This is a genomic window from Selenomonas dianae, from assembly GCF_030644225.1.
Lineage (GTDB): Bacteria > Bacillota > Negativicutes > Selenomonadales > Selenomonadaceae > Centipeda > Centipeda dianae.
The window spans coordinates 1204667-1223346 of sequence record NZ_CP128650.1 but is presented as its reverse complement, the minus strand read 5'-3'; the positions used below and the strand labels follow the sequence as shown (position 1 = coordinate 1223346).

The following is an 18680-nucleotide window of genomic DNA, read 5'->3' as shown; positions in this document are numbered from 1 at the left end:
GGCGTGATGAAGCCGCGATAGGGAGGTATCATCTTGAACGTTGCAAAACCGATCTATGTCATTGGGCATCGCAATCCGGATACAGACTCCATCTGCTCAGCAGTCGGATATGCGCATCTGAAACAGGCGATGGGGGTCAATGCGGTTGCGGCACGCGCCGGAAAGGTGAATAAGGAAACGAAGTTTGCCTTGGAGTATTTCCATGTGGAACAGCCGCTCCTCATTCCCGATCTCTATCCGCGCGTCAAGGACATCGCGATGGACTGCAAAATTGTCGTCCGTCAGCATGACACGCTGCGCAACTTGGGCGAGGTGCTGCGTGAAAATGATTTGCGGTCGATTCCCGTGACGGACAGCAAGGGGATCCTTGTCGGGATTGTTTCGGTCAGTGATCTGGCAAAGCGCTATTTCCAGGAGCTTGGCATGACGAATCTCTCGGATATGCGCGTACGCTATCGTGACATTATTCGCGCAACGGACAGCAATGTCCTCGTCGCAGGGGAAGAGAGCGAAACGATCAAGGGGCAGATCCGTATTGCCGCCGGCAGCGTGGAGACGATTCACAAGCTCATCAAGGAAAATGACATTGTCCTTGTTGGTGACCGTCGTACGGAGACAATCCTTGCCTGTATTCATCAGGGGATTGCCTGTCTGATTGTGACAGGCGACGGCCGCGTCCCCGCCGAGGCGTTGGAGGCAGCGGAAACGCGCGGTATTTTTGTCCTCTCAACGCCCTATGATACCTATACGGTGGCGCGCCTCATCAATCAGTGTGTGCCAGTTCGGCGGATTATGCACGACAATCCTGTCTGCTTCAAGCCGCTCGATCTCCTCTCAGACATTAAAGGCACGATGGAGGAGACCAATTTCCGCAACTACCCTGTCCTTGAAAACGGGCGCATCGTCGGTCTCGTAAGCCGTGACCGACTCGTCGTATCGGAGCCGGCGCAGGTCATTCTCGTGGATCACAACGAGCGCAATCAAGCGGTCGAGGGCATCGAAGAAGCGAAGATCATCGAGATCATCGATCACCATCGCTTCGGTGGCATCAGCACGAGCGAGCCGATTTACACCCACGCTGAGCCGGTCGGGTGCACCGCGACCATTGTTTCCAATATGCATTGGCAGAACGACATCGACATTCCTCCGTCGATTGCGGGGCTTCTGCTCTCTGCGATCATCTCGGATACCGTGCTCTTCAAGTCACCGACCTGTACGCCGAAGGATAAGAAGGCGGCCGAACGCCTTGCGGATATTGCAAATGTCGATCTCAATGCCTATGGTCTTGAGATGCTCAAGGCAGGCTCAAGCATCGGCAATATGTCGCCGATGGAGATTGTCCGCAACGATCTCAAGGAGTTTACGATCGGTGCATATCGCGTTATCGTGAGTCAAACCTCTGTCATGGATACGAAGGAGATCATGGCGAAGGAGGACGAGCTGCTTGCCGCGATGAAGACCATTTGTGACACCGAAGGATTTGATCTGAGCCTTGTCATGATTACGGACATCCTTGAAGAGGCGACCTATCTGCTCTTCACGGGTTCGCCACGTACACTCATTGGCGAGGCGTTCCGCAAGGATACGAGCGGGACGCATCTCTATCTGCCCGGTGTCATGTCACGTAAAAAGCAGATCATCCCGCCGCTCTCGGAGGCGGTCAAACGCATCAAGACGTAAGGTGCATCCGATATAATAACGGCAGGGGCGGAGTTTGCCATAGCGGCGGCCCCGCCTTTCTTCATTGGAAGGAGTTTTCATGGATTTGTTTCAGGGGCTGAACGAGCCGCAGCAGAGAGCCGTAGCCTGCCTTGAGGGACCTCTCCTCATCGTGGCGGGTGCGGGCTCCGGCAAGACACGCGTACTGACCTTCCGCATTGCAAACCTCTTGGAGCATGGTGTTCCACCGTACCGCATTCTTGCTATAACATTTACCAATAAAGCCGCACGCGAAATGCGCGATCGTGTCGATACCCTGATCGGTGAATCCGCACACGATGTATGGCTCAGTACGTTTCACTCCTTCTGTGCCCGTTTTCTCCGCATGGAAATCGAGCATTTGGGAACGTATGCGAAGAATTTTGTGATTTATGATGCTTCGGACAGCAAAAATCTGATCCGTGAGTGTCTGAAGGAACTGAATATCGACGAGAAACATACGGCGCCGGGAGCGGTACAGTCGCATATTTCGGACGCAAAAAATCGTCTCCTTGATGTTCAGGCATTTGCGGCACAGGCGACAGACTTCTTTGCGGAGCAGGTGGCAAAGATCTATGAGCTCTACCAGTCGAAACTGCGTGCAAATAATGCCTTGGATTTTGATGATCTCCTCATGCTGACCGTGGAATTGTTGAAAAAGAACGAGGAAATCTGCGAGAAATACCAAAAGAAATTTCAATACATCCTCGTTGATGAGTATCAGGATACGAACGGCGCACAGTATGAGATCACAAAGCTGCTTGCAGCGGGGCATCGCAACCTCTGTGTCGTTGGCGATGCGGATCAGTCGATCTACGGGTGGCGCGGTGCGGATATGCGGAATATCCTGAACTTTGAGCGCGACTATCCGGAGGCAACGGTAATCCTGCTCGAACAGAACTACCGCTCGACAAAGAATATTCTCGCGGCGGCAAATGCGGTCATTGAAAATAATCTGACACGCAAGAAGAAGGATCTTTGGACGGATAACCCCACGGGCGACCCGATCACCGTCTACGAGGCCGGTACGGAGAAGAACGAGGCCGCATTCATTGTGCGTGAGGTGGAACGCCTACACACAATGTTCAACGCGAAGTATGGCGATATTGCCGTACTCTATCGGACGAATGCACAGTCCCGCAACATCGAGGAAGCCTTTTATGCGACAGGCATTCCTTACACCATGGTTGGATCGGTACGTTTTTATGACCGCCGTGAGATCAAGGATATTATTGCCTATCTGCGTGTCATTTATAATCCGCGTGATACACTGAGCCTCCTGCGCATCATCAATGTGCCAAAGCGTGGCCTTGGACAGACAACACTGGGGCGTATGATGGAGAAGGCGGCGGAATACCGCATCTCGCTCTTCGAGCTGATTACGGATGAGCAGCTGCTCAGTACCATACCGAAGCTGTCTGCAAAGGTGAAATTCGAGATGGAGGATTTCTCTGCACTCGTATTTACCTATATGGGGCAGCTCGGTACACGTCCGCTTCATGAGATTGTCGAGGACATCATTGAGGAGTCCGGTTATGCGGCCGCCCTTGAGGACGATCCAAAGGAGGACAATCGCGATCGGCTTGAGAATCTGCGTGAGTTTATCAGTGTGGCAAAGAACTTTGAGGACGGTGCAGAGGAGGGGGAGAACGGTCTGGAGGATTTTCTCGCTCAAATCTCGCTCATCTCCGATGTGGATGAGACGGAGCAGTCGGACGGCAATGTGACGCTTATGACCTTCCATGCAGCAAAGGGGCTGGAGTTTCCGACTGTATTCATGGCGGGCATGGAGGAGGGGCTGTTTCCCCATTCCCGAACGCTGCTCGACGATACGGAGATCGAGGAGGAACGGCGCACCTGCTACGTCGGTATTACACGTGCCGAGCGACGGCTCTATCTCACCTATGCGCGTCAGCGAACCATCTACGGACGGACGGAACTGTCGCGTCCCTCACGATTCCTCGCGGAGATACCGGAGGAGCTTCTGGAACATAAGACAGCGGATTCCTTTGCCGAGATAGGTGTGCGCGGCCGCTCCGATGTCTGGGGCCGTGGTGCGGCAGGCGGACGCCGCGGCTATCTGCCGCCGCCGCCTCAGCATACAGCTGAGGACGGGAGCGTGATCCGCCCCAATGTTGCCGCCAAGTTTACGGCGGGTGATGCCGTGCGCCACAGCAAGTGGGGCGACGGGCGTATCGTCGCCATCAGCGGCGAAGGGGAGGATGCAGAGCTTACGATTGCATTCCCGGGTGAGGGGATCAAGAAATTCGTGCAGAAATATGCGCCGATTTTGAAGCTGTGAGGGATGTATGAGCGACATCAAGGAGATCAAGAGCGAGCTTGCGGAACTGCGGAAGAAGATCCGCAAGTATTCCAAGCAATACTATGATGATAACGCATCCGATATATCGGACTATGATTTTGACCTGCTGATGCAGCGGTTAAAGAAAATAGAGGCGGCATATCCGGAGCTCATTACAAAAAATTCGCCGACTCAGAAGGTGGGGGGAACGGCACAGCGCGAAGTCGGTGTACTCGTGCCGCATGATGTCCCGATGCTCTCTCTTCAGGATGTGTTCAGTGAGGAAGAGATCCGCAGCTTCGTCACAGGGATTCTCGCACAGTTTCCAAGGGCGGAGTTCGTTGTGGAGGAAAAGATCGACGGGCTTTCACTCGCTCTGCGCTATGAAAATGGGACACTTGTGCGTGCCATTACGCGCGGCGACGGGATTGTGCAGGGGGAGGATGTTACACTGAACGCACGCGCGATCAGCGATGTTGTGGAGCGTTTGCATGATCCTGTCCCATATTTCGAGGTGCGCGGCGAGGTCTATATGGAGCGCGCCGCTTTCGCCGAGGTCAACGAGCGGCAGGAACTGCTTGGGCTGAAGCCGTTTGCAAATCCGCGCAACTGTGCCGCAGGTACATTGCGTCAGCTGGATGCGCGCGTGACAAAGGAGCGAAGGCTCTCGATGTTCGTATTCAACTTGCAGCGTGCGGAGGGACATTCCTTCGCCTTCCATACAGAGGCGTATGACTTTATGCGTGCGCAGGGAATCAAGATCATTGCGAATTACCGTGTCTGCCGTACGGCGGATGAAGTCTGGAACGCAATCGCGGCAATCGGAGCGCGGCGCGGGGAGCTTCCCTATGACATCGACGGTGCTGTTGTCAAGGTCAACGACTTCGCACAGCGCACGGAACTCGGCGCGACGGCAAAGGTGCCGCGTTGGGCAATCGCCTATAAGTATCCGCCCGAGGAAAAGGAAACCGTGCTCCGTACGATCGAGCTCTCCGTCGGACGGACGGGACGCATCACCCCCACGGCGGTATTTGATCCCGTGCAGCTCTGCGGCACGCGTGTTGAGCGGGCGACCCTCCACAATCAGGACTATATCGACAGTCTGGACGTACGCATCGGGGATACGATTCGCGTCTACAAATCGGGAGAGATCATTCCGCGTGTCAAGGCAGTGGTGACTGACAAACGTCCACAGGATGCACGACCCTATGTGATTTCCGATGTATGCCCTGTCTGCGGTTCTCGTGCCGTGCGTGAGGCGGATACGGCGGACATAAAGTGTCAGAATCCAGCATGTCCCGCACAGGTGGAGAACCACATCTTGAACTTTGTCGGCCGTAATGCAATGGACATCAAGGGATTTGGAGAGTCTGCAATCATTGCACTGACACATGCGGGCTATCTGCATGATGTTGCGGATATATATTCGCTGCACACATATCGGGATGAACTCATCTCATCGGGGATGATCGGGCGGGAAAAGAGCGTTGACAGCCGTCTTGCCGCCATTGAGAAAAGCAAAGAAAATCCCCCCGATCGCCTCCTCGCAGGGCTTGGCATCTCTGGCATCGGGCGTGCGGCGGCAATCTCGCTTATGCAGGCATTCCCATCCATTGATGCCTTGCAGGAGGCTGCGTGTACAGATCCCGAAAAAATCCGTGCTGTCCCCGATATGGGGCAGATCAGCGTGCAGAAACTCACGGAGTTCTTTTCCTCGGAAACGGGGAGGGCCTTGCTCGATAAATTCCGTGCAGCGGGGGTGAACTTTGCGAGTGCTCCTGTTGAGCGTGCAGGTGCGGCATTGGACGGCAAATCTTTTGTCATTACGGGTACGCTTCCGACGCTGTCCCGCGAGGAATGTGCCGCTCTGATTACGTCGCATGGCGGTACGGTAAAAGGTTCTGTATCAAAGAAAACCGACTATCTCGTCGCAGGCGAAGCAGCAGGGAGCAAGCTGCAAAAAGCGAAAGATCTCGGCATCCCCATCTTGGACGAGGCATTACTCAGAGATATGATTTCTGCGAAATGAAAGGATCAACGATGAAACTCAGCAGATATATCGATTCATCTCCGCTGAATCCTGCGATGACCTCCGATGAGGTTCGTGCGGCGATTACGGAGGCGGTACGACAGGAGTGCTGCTCGGTCTGTGTCCAGCCGGCGGATATCCCGCTTGCCGTTCAGCTTTGCCAGGGTACCGATACGCGCGTGTGTACGGTGCTCGACTTTCCGCACGGGAAAGCCCCCGCCGCAGTCAAGGAGCTGGAGGCACGCTATTATATGGAGTATGGTGCAGAGGAGCTTGACATGGTAATGAACTATGGGCTTGCCCGCTCCGGGAAATGGGACGAGGTCGAGGCGGAAATATGCGCCGTCGTCAACGCTGCCCATGCACGTAACGTGCTTGTCAAGGTCATTTTCGAGGCAAGCCAGCTGACATCGGAGGAGATTGCACGGGCGACGGAGGTCAGTATTGCAGCGGGAGCAGACTTCGTCAAGACGGCGACGGGATTCCTCGGCACGGGAGCAACGGAGGAGCAGTTGCGCATCATGTTGGATACGTCGCACGGGCGATGCAAGGTCAAGGCATCCGGCGGCATTCGGGACTATGCTACCGCAAAGAGATTTTTGGATATGGGTGTGCATCGTCTGGGCATCGGCAGCTCATCCGTCGCAAAAATTCTGACTGAAGCAGATTCATGAGATGAGGGGATGTCATGCGGTTCATCCATACGGCAGACTGGCATTTGGGAAAACTCTTCGGACAGCGGCATATGACAGAGGATCAGGCGTATGTATTGGAGGAATTGCTTGCACTGTGCAAGGAGGTGCGTCCCGATGCACTCGTCATCGCGGGTGATGTCTATGACCGCGCCATCCCGCCCCCGGAGGCGGTCGAACTCTTCAACGAAATATTGACACGGCTGTCGGAGCGGGGAATTCGCGTGCTCTTCATTGCCGGAAATCATGACAGTGCTGTGCGCCTCGGTTTTGGTGCACAGCTTCTTCGTGCGTCCGGCATCTATCCGGCGGGTGTTGTGCGTGCCGATGAATCGCCTGTCATCCTTTCAGATGCGTTTGGGGAGGTCTATTTTTCGCTCATTCCCTATGGGGATCCCCCGCATGTACGTGAGGCATTTTCACTCGATGAAAACATCTCCTTTGATGGAGCACTTGCCGCCCAAATTACAGCGGCACGCGCACAAATTCCATCGTTGGTGCGCAGCGTGGCAGTCGCGCACGCCTTCGTCATCGGTGGGCAGACCTCGGAGTCCGAACACGCGCTCTCCGTCGGCGGCAGCGATCAGGTCAGCGCGGAGCATTTCGCTGCATATTCCTATACGGCACTTGGACACCTCCATGCGCCCCAGCGGGCGGGTGCGGAGAATGTACGTTACTCCGGCTCATTGCTGAAATACTCCTTTGATGAAGCGCACCAGAAAAAGGGCATCGAGCTTGTCGAACTGGATGCGAAAGGGATGGCAGCCCACACATTCTATCCGCTGACACCGCGTCATGATGTCCGCATTGTGCGCGGGACAATGAACGATGTTGTGAGTGACGGATTCGACATGCTCCCACATGACGACTACATCTGTGTGGAGCTGCTCGATACGGATGCCGTACTCGCTGCACATGAGAAACTGCGGCGGATCTATCCGAATCTCTTTACCATCACACGCCCGAACATCAACGTCAATCGCCTTTCCTCCGCAGAGCGCACTTATGAACGCGGGAAATCCGATCTGCATCTCTTTTCCGATTTCTTTGCAGAGGTGACAGCCACTGAGATGACAGAGGCGGAGCGGGACGCACTTATCCGTATCATTGATTCGATGCAGCAGGGGGAGCGTGCAGAATGAGACCTCTGAAACTTCGCTTACAGGCATTCGGTTCGTATGTCGAGGAGCAGATACTGGACTTTGAGATAGCTCTGGCAAATGCGCCGTTCGTTCTCATTCATGGGGCGACGGGCACGGGGAAAACAACAATACTGGATGCCATTGTATTTGCACTATATGGTGAATCCAGTGGAAATGTGCGTGAAGGTTCAACCCTTCGCTCCTCCGATGCTCCGCCGGAGCGTATCACGGAGGTGGAGTATGTCTTTGCTCTCGGGCGTCGCCGCTATCGCGTTCTGCGCTCTCCTGCATACGAACGTATGTCGCGCGGCAAGATGACAAGGCGTGCGGCAACGGGACAACTCTATCGGCTGCCCGATGAGGGAGAAGATGGGGAGGAGACACTGCTCGATTCCAATGTGACCGAAGTATCGAAGCGCATTGGTCAGCTCATCGGCTTTGATGCAGACCAATTTCGTCAGGTTGTTCTATTGCCGCAAGGACAGTTTCAGCGGTTTCTGCTTGCCGAGGTCAAGGATCGCAGTGCCATCATGCAGCGCATCTTTCGCACGGAGCGGTATCAGCGTCTTGAGGAGGCGTTGCTGCAGGAATCCATACGTCTGGAAAATGCAGCGAAAGAGGAACGGGCTCAGATCGACCAGATGCTTCATTCGGAAAATCTGAACACGAGTGATGACCTACGCACGCGCATTGGCGAACTGAAAGAAGCGATCGACCGCCATGCCGAAGAACGCAAGGGATTTGAGGCGCGTCAAAAGGAAGCGCGTCGTGCGCGTGAGATTGGTGCGGCGGCAGAACAAAAATTGCAGGATCTTGCGACGGCACAGAAGCATCTTGCGGAAAAACAGGCGCAGGAAGATGATGTACGGGATTTTCGTACACGGCTGGAACGCGCACAGCGCGCACATCCGGTTCTTCACAAGGAACGTGAAGCCATACAGGCGGAAGAACTGAAAAAACGTCGGACGAATGAACTCAATGCGGCAGATGCCCGTTTTATCGCTGCAAAAGCAGCATATCAAACAGCGCAGGAAGCACGGAAGGCGGCAGAAGCGCTGGAGGCGGAGCACACAAAGAAAATAGAGCGGGTGCAGCAGCTTACGGAATACGCTGAGTGCGCAGCACAACTCCAAGACTGTCGAAAAATTATAGAGGAGCTTCGTGCCTCCAATGCACGCGCCGAAGAAACGGCAAAAAGCAACGCGCACACAATCGAGAATCTGCGTGCGGAACAAGCCGAGAATGCGGAGCGCATTGCATCACTTGAAAAAATATTGGTGACACGCGAAGCGTTTCAGCACGAGCAGGAACGTCTGAAACGCTGTCAGAGTGCCGTTGCCCGTATTTCCGAATGGAACATACAAGCGCGTACGTTGGGCAAGAAGGAAGAAACGGCACAGCGGACGTGGCAGCGTGCCGCCGAAACATTGACCGCTGCGAAGTCGAAGCTGCGGCAGATGCAGGCGCTCTATGATCTTGGCAGTGCCGCACGCCTCGCCGCGACACTTTCGGACGGTGCTCCCTGCCCTGTCTGCGGTGCGCTCTCGCATCCGAGCCCCGCCATCCACACGGAGGATATTCCATCCGAACAACTGGTGGAACAATGTGCAAAGATGGCGGATGCTGCGGAAGAGTCTGTTCAGGAAGCAGCCCGCAGACTTGAGGAAATCAAAGGAGAGCATATACGTGCGCAGCAAAGTCATGCCCACGAACAGGAACTTTTGCGTGAATCCCTCGGTTCTGATACCTTGGAAGGGCTCTTGCAGCGCGTTGCGCAGCGTAACGAAGAACTGAAAAACGCCGCGCGGGAACATCAGGAGCGTACTGTGCAGTGTGCCGGGCAAAAGGAACGACTGGAAAAACTGCTGACCGACCAACAGAGGCAGGAAGCGGAGGCTCAGAAAAAGCGTGATCTCCTGCGAATGCGCGAGGGCGAGCAGTCTGCGCTTGAGGCGCGGCTTCCCGAAGAATACCGTGACCGTGCGCTCCTTGACGCGCAAATTTCCCGCTTGAACGCCGAAGTGGAGCAGGAAAAAAAGACGTATGCAGACGCGCTTAAACAGGCAAATGAGACAGCTGCCGAACAAGCGCGAGCGGAAAGCGCAAGGACTGCCGCACAGAATGCCGCAGAGGAAGCATCACAGATCGCACAGATCGCACAGACAGCGTATGCAGACGTGCGTACATCTGCCGGATTTTCTTCCGAGGAGGAATACCATGCGGCTGTCGAAGGCAGATGGTCAGAGGACAAATTTCTGGAAAAGGTACATACGCAGCTGAATAAATACGCCGTTGAGCGTAAAGCTGCCGAGGAGGTTTTCCAAAAGGCAAAAGCCGCCGCCGACGGATGTGTTGCCCCCGACATGGATGCACTGAAAGCCGCAGAGGCGGCTGCCGATCAGGCGGTGCAGGATGCGGCGCAGGAGCAGGGCAAGCGCACGGAGCGTTGGAATACGCTGAAACGCATGATGCAGAGTATTGACATACTCGAAAAATCCGGTGCAGCGCGTGCAGAGCGTTACCGCATCATCGGCAAACTCGCCTCTGTTGCGGCGGCAAAAGCCCCCTATCAGGTGCATTTCCAGACCTATGTCCTGCGCTCGATCCTAAGCGATGTCATCGAGGCGGCGAATGCGCGTCTTAGCATGATGAGCCGTGGACGCTATCGTCTCATACACGGCGCGGGCGGACACAGGAACAAGTGGTGGGGACTCGAAATTGACGTATTCGATGAGTATACGGGACTTCCGCGCGTCTCACGCACACTGTCCGGCGGCGAAACCTTCCTCGCGTCCCTTGCACTGGCACTCGGACTGTCCGATGTGGTGCAGCACTATGCGGGCGGGATGCACCTTGACATGATTTTCATTGATGAGGGGTTCGGTTCACTCGACAGTGAAACACTCGACATTGCGATCCGCGCCCTCCTTGAGGTGCAGCAGGAGGGGGGGCGCCTTGTCGGCATTATCTCCCATGTGGAGGAACTGCGTTCGCGCATCCCCGTTCATCTTGAGGTATCGCGTTCGGCAACGGGAAGCAGGGCTCGCTTCACACAGGGCGGCTTGGAGGCATTATGACGGCAAAACTTGAGTTCATCATCGGACGCGCAGGAACGGGGAAAACGCACACCTGCCTTGCGTCGATGACGAAGGCGTTGGAGCATGAACCTCTCGGCAGACAGCGCATCCTCCTCGTCCCCGAGCACATGACCTACGCCGCAGAGCGTATGCTTGCCGAGTCACTGACACACAGTGCAGGTTTTTTGCAGGCCTATGTGTTCGGTTTTCGCCGTCTTGCGCGACAGGTACTCATCGAGACCGGCGGTGCACATCTGCCGCGCATCAGTGATATTGGCAGACGCATTCTCCTAAAAGACATCTTGCTCAAACACGAGAAAGAACTCTCGGTCTTTGTGCGCTCCATCGGCAAGCACGGCTTTACGGAGACATTGGGGCGTACCATTGCCGAGCTCAAACGCTACCGTCTGACCACCGATGTTCTCCGTGCTGCCGCCGATGACACACATACACAGGGGCGGCTTTCTCAAAAACTCAAGGAGCTCGCCCTCATCATGGATGATCTCTCCGCGCGTATGGAGGGACGGCTGACCGATCAGACGGATCGCATGGAACGCCTTGCCGCCCAGTTGAAGGAAGCGCCGTTTTTGCGTGGGGCTGAGATCTGGGTCGACGGATTCGATTTTTTTAATCCGCAGGAAATGGCAGTGTTCCATGAACTCTTTCGTACAGCGGATACCGTTCACATAAGCCTGACGATGGATGGCCGTCGGTCGGGCAATCGTGTACAGGTCAACCTCCCCGAAAACATAAGGGATACGGGGCTGTTCGCACGCTCGTATCAGACGATGCAGGCACTTACGCAGCTTCTTGCGGAGATCGACCCGACGGCTGCGCCCGAAATACGTCTTATGGAGGAGCAGCAGCGTGCACAAAAACCCTCGCTTGCAGCGATGGAACGACATCTGTTCGGACACGAGCGACTCGTCCCGATCACGGATCATGCGCTCAAGCTTGTCGAGGCGGCAAATCCGCGCCTTGAGGCGGAGGCGGTCGCTTCTGATGTGCTGCGCCTTGCACGCGACGAGGGCTATCGCTATCGTGAGATTGCCGTCCTCGTACGCGATATGGATACCTATGCGGATCTTCTTCTCCCGGCATTTTCTGACTGCGGCATCCCATGTCATCTGGACGCAAAACGGCCGAGCACCCATCATCCGCTTGCCGAGCTTCTGCGTGCCGCCGCACAGACGGCATGGCGCGGCTGGGGGTACGACACTGTATTCCGTGCCCTGCGTACGGGCTTTTTTCCTGTGGTGACAAAAGGGGCAGAGCAGGACGGATTTTCCTGCGGCGATTGGGAGGAGGCGGTCGATCGACTGGAAAACTACTGTCTGGCGTTCGGCATTCGCAGTGAAAATCAATGGACGGCAACGGAGGACTGGGATTTCGTTCGCCGTACGATCCCGGAGGATGCGCGAGCGACAGAGCAAAACGCTGCCCGCATTGCCGAGGAGACCACTCTTGACGCCATTCGTCGGCGCATTGCGACACCGCTTTCGCTGCTGACGCAGCATCTTCGTCGGGAGGAAAGTACGGCGCAGGAACGAACCCTTGCACTTTACAAATTCCTTACGAAACTGGACGTTCCACAGACCCTTGAGGTATGGAGAGCGGCGGCGGATGCCGAGGGGCGTCTTGCGGATGCGGCGGCGCACCGACAGATCTGGGCTTCGTGTATGACCCTCTTGGAGCAGCTGGTCGAGGTCAGCGGAGACGAAGATCTCTCTGCCCGTGACTTTGAGGAGCTGCTGGAGGACGGTCTGGATGCACTCGAAATTGCATTGATCCCGCCGGGGCTTGACCATGTCACGATAGCCTCCTTCGACCAGAACAGTCTTGCGGGTATCCGTGCCGCCTACATCGTCGGCGCAAATGCGGGCATGATGCCGCGCGCGGGTACATCGCAGGGCGTTCTGTCGGATGCGGATCGGCTCTCCATTCGTGAATCCCTCGAACATACGAAGCATACGATCTCTGGCGGCAGTCATGAGCAGAGCTTTCTGGAGCGCTATCAACTCTATCGCGGATTCACCGAGGCACGGGAGTATCTGTGGATCTCCTATGCGCTCTCCTCTGCGGACGGCGCGGCACTCGCACCGTCGCCTCTGATCGCGCGTCTGCGCACGATTTGCCCGACAGTGCTCTCCATTCCGCTCGCCATGGTAGAGCGGGAGGACGATCTCGTGCTCTCTGCGCCGCATCCCGTACTCTCATCGCTGGCAGGGGCTCTGCTCGCGCGGAAGGAGCGTGGGCGTATGCGCCCCATTTGGGGTGATGTCTACAACTGGATGCGCAGCAGCGCCGTAATGGAGCCTCTGCTCCGCCTGATGGTGCGCGGTCTGGTTTCATCGCCGCGCGAGGAGGATCAGATCTCTTCGACGACGGCAAAGCATCTCTTTGCGCGTGACGGAAGGATCAGCGGCAGCACGACACGCCTTGAGACTTTCTGTCAGTGTCCGTTTCGCCACTTTGCGATGTATGGTCTCGGTCTCAGGGAGCGTGATGTCTATGAGTTTCAGAGCAATGACTTTGGCACGCTCCTGCATGAGATCCTGCATGGATACGGTGAATGGGTGCGTACGCAACACGCAAACGACTGGTGCGCGGCAGAGCCGGACAGCGCGGCAAAGATCGATGAGTTGATGCACGAGGCCATTCCGCGCATTCGAAGTTCCGTTCTCATGAGCCGTGCCAGCTACCGCCATCGGATCGAACGCATTCGATGCACCGCGCAGCAGGTCATCCGTCATTTGACTTCGTGGGCAAAGGCATCGTCATTTCATCCGCTTGGATTTGAGGTCAGTTTTGGACGCCGCACAGATGATGTCAAACTGCAGGAGTTTCAGCTTGCGGGCGGGGCAACACTTTCCCTGCGCGGGCAGATCGATCGATTTGATGTGACGAAGGCGCGCGACTACTATCTCGTCCTCGACTACAAGACGGGTGGGACATCCCTGCTCCTGCCGGAGATTCGTCACGGGTTGAAGATGCAGCTGCTGCTCTATCTCTTTGTCGTGCGCAGCCTCCTCCATGATACAGACAGCTTTCCGGCGGGGATGCTCTATGCGCCTGTCGTGAATCCCATCATCAAGAGTGATGTGCGTCTGGGTGACAGGGATCTTCAAAGGCTGGTTGCAAAGGACATGGTACTCACGGGGATGCTGATCGACGATCCGGAGATCACACAGAGCATCGACGCGATGGGGGAGCATCTCTGCATCACCTTCAACAAGGACAAAAGCATCTCCAAGGCATCGGCAAGGCACATCCGTTCACGCGAGGAGTTCGAGCAGCTGCTCGCCTATCTGCCGCAGCTGATCCGCACGACTGCCGAGGAGATCCTGCGGGGCAATATACAGGCTGCGCCCTATCGCTTTCGGGATCGCAATGCCTGTACCTTCTGTACCTATCGCTCCATCTGCTCGTTCGATCCGGAGCTTGGGCAGGGGGATCGTTATCGGGAGATTGCGGACAATGCACAGGCAGCAATGGAGGAGATTGCACAAATGGTGTGCGGGGAGGTGACGTCCGATGGCTGAACGGATGCAGTTTACCGCCGATCAACAAAAAGCAATTGAGACGCGTGGACAGAACATCCTCGTCGCGGCGGCGGCAGGGTCGGGAAAGACGCGCGTACTGGTCGAGCGCATCATCTCGCAGGTGCGTGCGGGGACACTGTCGCTCGACCGCGTTCTCGTCCTCACCTTTACCAAGGCGGCGGCATCGGAGATGCGCGAACGCATTGAGGCGGCACTCAACACCGAGATCGATGCCATTGTCGAAACAGGCGGTGCACTCGAAGAGGTTGCCGCGCTTGAGCGTCAGCGCGTTCTCCTAACGGGGGCGGACATCTCGACATTTCACTCGTTTTGCCAGCGTCTGATCCAGTCGCACATTGATGCAACGGAGATCCCGCCGACGTTCCGCATTGCGAGTGAGCAGGAGATTCGGCTGCTGAAAAATGACGTGTTTGAACAGATGATCGAGAGTGAATACGAGAAAGCGGCAGAGGGCGATCCCGATGGCTTTCTGATTTTTTCTGATGCCTATGGAGGCGTGAAGGGGGACGACGAAAAGCTGCAGGGGGAAATCCTCGCACTGCACGCCTTTTCGCTCAGTCAGCCCTCGCCTGAGACATGGCTTGCAGCACAGGGAAACGAGCGCAGCGATACGCCGTATTGGGCGCGCAACGGGTTTCAGACCCTTGCGGATGAGTTAGAGCACAGTCTTTCACAGGTCTGCGCAAACTATACTGCGGCAATCAACCTTTTAAGCAGCGGGGGAGAGGCTCTGCGTACGGCGGCTGCAAAATGCCTCGAAGCACTTGTGCATAACAGGGGTGTCTACGAGGATTTGCAAGGCGCACTTCATGGATTTGTGAATGCGAAACAGGACAGTGCATGGGAAGCCTTGCTCACGGAAGCGGCTGCAGCAAAAAAGGCGAAAAAAAATATACCGCGCAAAGCGGTCGAGGACTTTGATCCTGAGATTGGAGCACAGCTCAAGAAGCTGACAGAGAAGATCTATGCCTCATGGGACAAGTGCATCGGCCGTTTGCCCGCAACTGCGCAGGAACTATGTAATACCGAAAACGCCGCAAATGCTGCCATTCGTCAGTACGCACGCCTCACAACGGCATTTCACAATGCATTTCAGAAGAAAAAGTTCGAGCGCGGCATCCTCGATTTCAGCGACCTTGAACATACGGCTCTCGCGTTGCTGTGTGACGATCCGACGCAGCTGCAAAAGAATCCGACTGTTGCTGCGCCAACCGAGATTGCCGATGAACTGCGCGCCCATTACGATGCGATTATGGTTGACGAATATCAGGATACGAACGGACTGCAGGAAGGGATTCTGCGGCAGATCGCACGTGAGCACAATCGCTTCATTGTCGGTGACGTGAAGCAGAGCATCTATCGTTTTCGCCTTGCCGATCCGTCGCTTTTTCAGCATACCTATGAGGCATACCGTGGCGACAGTGCCGAGGGCGAACTGGTAACGATGTCTGAGAACTTCCGCAGCCGTGCCGAGGTACTTGAGCCCATCAACGAGATTTTCTCGCAGATTATGAGCAAAGAAGCGGTCGACATTGCCTATGATGTTCATGCCCGCCTCAATCCGGGGCGCGTATTCCCGGAGCCGACAAAGGGGCGGTCACTGGCAGAACCTCTTGAGATCAACCTCCTGCGCGCAGACTATTCCGCCGGCACAGAAGCGGAGGAGGAGGAACGAAAAGCGTTTGAAATCGAGGCGCATTTTATTGCGCGACGCATTCAGGAACTCAAATCCGGGGGATATGTTCTGCACAATGGAGATGCAATCCAAAACAAGGATATTGTCATTCTCCTGCGCGGGGCGAAAGAGCGTGCGGGGATTCTGCTGGATGCACTGCGCAAAGAGAATATCCCCGCATATGCGGACGATACCGCCGGTTATTTTGAGGCGAGTGAAATTCGCATGATGCTCTCCCTGCTTGCCGTACTCGATAATGCCCGGCAGGATACGCCGCTCACCGCCGTACTTGTATCACCTATGATCGGCATCACGATGGAGGACATGGCTGCCCTGCGCATACATACACCGTATGGCGGTATCTATGACATCCTGACAGGTGCGACAGGAGAAGGTCTGTCAGACGAACTCCAAGCAAAGGCGGCAAATGCGCTGGAACGCATTCGACGTTGGCGGCACTTCGCCCTCGTGCACAGCGTTCCCGAACTGCTCCATATGCTCTGCCGTGAGACGGGATACTACGACTACGTCGGTGTACTTCCCGGCGGCATCCTGCGACAGGCAAATCTGCGTATGCTCATCGACCGCGCCGCCGATTTTGAGCGGACGAACGAGCGTGGACTGTTTCGCTTCCTGCGTTACATCGACGCGCTGAAGCGGCGCAGCACCGACCTCTCGGTTGCGCGCACGCTTGGCGAGAGCGAGGATGTTGTGCGCATCATGACGATCCACCGCAGCAAGGGCTTGGAGTTTCCCATCGTCTTTCTTGCCAACATCTCAGGTGCATTCAATACGCAGGATACGAGGGGCGATTTGCTCTATCATGCGCATGAGGGCATCGGTCTGCGTGTCTACGAAAACACAGCAGCCGGGCGACAAAAATACGACACTATGTCGCGAAGGAAGATCAAAGCCATCATTCAGCGTGAGACAATGGCGGAGGAGATGCGCATCCTCTATGTCGCCATGACACGTGCACAGGAAAAACTCATCCTAACGGGAACGCTGAACATCACGCACGCGGGCAAGGACGCATTGGAACAGCTGCGTGAGAACTGTCTCAAATACGCACAGACAGAAGATACGGTATTTCCAAAGGAGGCTGTTCTCGGTGCAAAATGCTATCTCGACTGGATTGCACTTGCCCTGATGCGCCATCCCGACGGAGCCGAACTCTTCGAAAATGCGGACGATATTGTCTATCGTCCGCAAACAAACGAAAAGGCGCGCTTTGATATTCGTTTCCCACATGAGGATGTGCATGTTTCTCAGGATCGGTCGGAGGAACGTGCGGACGCCGTTCTTGCTGCTGTTCGTGCCGACGAACCGCTGCCTGCGGGAAAGGATGCTGATCGTGTCGCGGAGGTGCTGGGCTGGAGCTATGATTTGCGCGGAACAGCACAGATTCATGCAAAGACCAGTGTCACGGAGCTCAAGAGGCAGCAGACAGCCGAGGAGGAGGCAATCGCTTCATTTCTGCCGGCTGTTCCTGAATCGGCAGATACATCGCAGGAATGGGAAGTTCCGCGCTTCCTGCGCTCATCGGAACAAGAGCATCTGACACCGATGGAGCGCGGCACGGCAATGCACACCGTCATGCAGCAGCTCGACCTGTCGGATATTGTAAACATCTCCGCCATCGAGCGTCAGATCGACCGACTCGCCGAAAAGGGAATTCTCACGGAGGCGGAGCGCAGTGTCATCGATGTCGGGAACATATGGACATTCGTTTCCTCAAAATTAGGGCGACGTATGCGTGCGGCAAAGGCAGTCTACCGTGAGCTACCCTTTGGGCGCCTCCTTCCCGCACAGAACTACTATGCGGAGGCAACGGATGAACATGATCGGATTTTCCTGCAAGGAATCATCGATGTTCTCTTCGAGGAGGAAAACGGCGACTACATTCTGCTTGACTACAAGACCGATCGCGGCATATCCGCCGATACTGCACGTGCGCGCTATCAGTTTCAGATTGACCTCTACTGTGATGCTGTGGAGACTATCCTCGGCAAGGAAGTCAAAGAACGCTATCTGTTCCTGCTCAATACGGGCAGAGAGGTAAGAATGTAGAACTTACCCATTCCAGCAGGAATAATTTTCTTTTTCGCGAAATATTCCAATACACTATATAATGAAAGGACGCAAATCAAATGGCAGATTGTATTTTTTGCAAGATTGCTCATGGGGAGATTCCATCGACGAAGGTATACGAGGATGACACCGTGCTCGCATTTCGTGATCTCGACCCGCAGGCGCCGGAGCACGTTCTCGTCATTCCGAAGAAGCATCTTTCGAGTGTATTGGACTTCGGCGCAGAGGATCGGGAACTTGCGGCGCATATTCTGACCGATGTGGTTCCTGCACTTGCGCGTATGTTGGGGATTGATGCGGGCGGTTTTCGCCTCGTGACGAATACGGGGGCGGATGGCGGGCAAACCGTCGGACATCTGCATTTCCATCTGCTTGGCGGACGTTCGCTCACATGGCCGCCGGGCTGACAAA

General features: G+C 55.7%; 9 protein-coding genes. All 9 read left to right on the top strand.

Annotation, left to right across the window (positions count from 1 at the left end; translation table 11 throughout):
- Positions 1–33 precede the first annotated feature (33 nt).
- The 9 genes from QU667_RS05950 (at position 34) to QU667_RS05910 (ending at position 18676) form a co-directional block, all read left to right on the top strand.
- Complete coding sequence (locus QU667_RS05950; RefSeq protein WP_304986311.1) at positions 34–1680, top strand: putative manganese-dependent inorganic diphosphatase; 1647 nt, start codon at positions 34–36, stop codon at positions 1678–1680.
- Between the two features lie 79 nt (positions 1681–1759).
- Positions 1760–4000: a DNA helicase PcrA gene (pcrA, locus tag QU667_RS05945; protein ID WP_304986310.1), complete on the top strand. Its 2241-nt coding sequence runs from the start codon at positions 1760–1762 to the stop codon at positions 3998–4000.
- Positions 4001–4007: 7 nt separating this feature from the next.
- Entirely contained in the window at positions 4008–6029 is a 2022-nt protein-coding gene (ligA, locus tag QU667_RS05940) for an NAD-dependent DNA ligase LigA (protein WP_304986309.1), read from the top strand.
- A gap of 11 nt (positions 6030–6040) precedes the next feature.
- Positions 6041–6703, top strand: a complete 663-nt coding sequence (gene deoC / locus QU667_RS05935; protein ID WP_304986308.1) for a deoxyribose-phosphate aldolase — start codon at positions 6041–6043, stop codon at positions 6701–6703.
- Positions 6704–6717: 14 nt separating this feature from the next.
- Positions 6718–7863 carry an exonuclease SbcCD subunit D gene (locus QU667_RS05930; protein WP_304986307.1) on the top strand — a complete coding sequence of 382 codons (1146 nt, stop codon included), beginning with the start codon at positions 6718–6720 and terminating at the stop codon, positions 7861–7863.
- Positions 7860–10940: an AAA family ATPase gene (locus tag QU667_RS05925; RefSeq protein WP_304986306.1), complete on the top strand. Its 3081-nt coding sequence runs from the start codon at positions 7860–7862 to the stop codon at positions 10938–10940. Before QU667_RS05930 ends, QU667_RS05925 begins: the two co-directional genes overlap by 4 nt.
- Positions 10937–14482: a PD-(D/E)XK nuclease family protein gene (locus tag QU667_RS05920; protein WP_304986305.1), complete on the top strand. Its 3546-nt coding sequence runs from the start codon at positions 10937–10939 to the stop codon at positions 14480–14482. Before QU667_RS05925 ends, QU667_RS05920 begins: the two co-directional genes overlap by 4 nt.
- Entirely contained in the window at positions 14475–18248 is a 3774-nt protein-coding gene (gene addA, locus QU667_RS05915; RefSeq protein ID WP_304986304.1) for a helicase-exonuclease AddAB subunit AddA, read from the top strand. Before QU667_RS05920 ends, addA begins: the two co-directional genes overlap by 8 nt.
- An 80-nt stretch (positions 18249–18328) precedes the next feature.
- A complete protein-coding gene (locus QU667_RS05910; RefSeq protein ID WP_304986303.1) occupies positions 18329–18676 on the top strand; it encodes a histidine triad nucleotide-binding protein in 348 nt (115 codons plus the stop codon).
- Positions 18677–18680 lie beyond the last annotated feature (4 nt).

What these genes read in the sequence shown, in the direction of transcription:
- pcrA (WP_304986310.1), top strand. Translation starts at nt 1,760, where the DNA reads ATGGATTTGTTTCAGGGGCTGAACGAGCCGCAGCAGAGAGCCGTAGCC.
- ligA (WP_304986309.1), top strand. Translation starts at nt 4,008, where the DNA reads ATGAGCGACATCAAGGAGATCAAGAGCGAGCTTGCGGAACTGCGGAAG.
- deoC (WP_304986308.1), top strand. Translation starts at nt 6,041, where the DNA reads ATGAAACTCAGCAGATATATCGATTCATCTCCGCTGAATCCTGCGATG.
- QU667_RS05930 (WP_304986307.1), top strand. Translation starts at nt 6,718, where the DNA reads ATGCGGTTCATCCATACGGCAGACTGGCATTTGGGAAAACTCTTCGGA.
- QU667_RS05925 (WP_304986306.1), top strand. Translation starts at nt 7,860, where the DNA reads ATGAGACCTCTGAAACTTCGCTTACAGGCATTCGGTTCGTATGTCGAG.
- QU667_RS05920 (WP_304986305.1), top strand. Translation starts at nt 10,937, where the DNA reads ATGACGGCAAAACTTGAGTTCATCATCGGACGCGCAGGAACGGGGAAA.
- addA (WP_304986304.1), top strand. Translation starts at nt 14,475, where the DNA reads ATGGCTGAACGGATGCAGTTTACCGCCGATCAACAAAAAGCAATTGAG.
- QU667_RS05910 (WP_304986303.1), top strand. Translation starts at nt 18,329, where the DNA reads ATGGCAGATTGTATTTTTTGCAAGATTGCTCATGGGGAGATTCCATCG.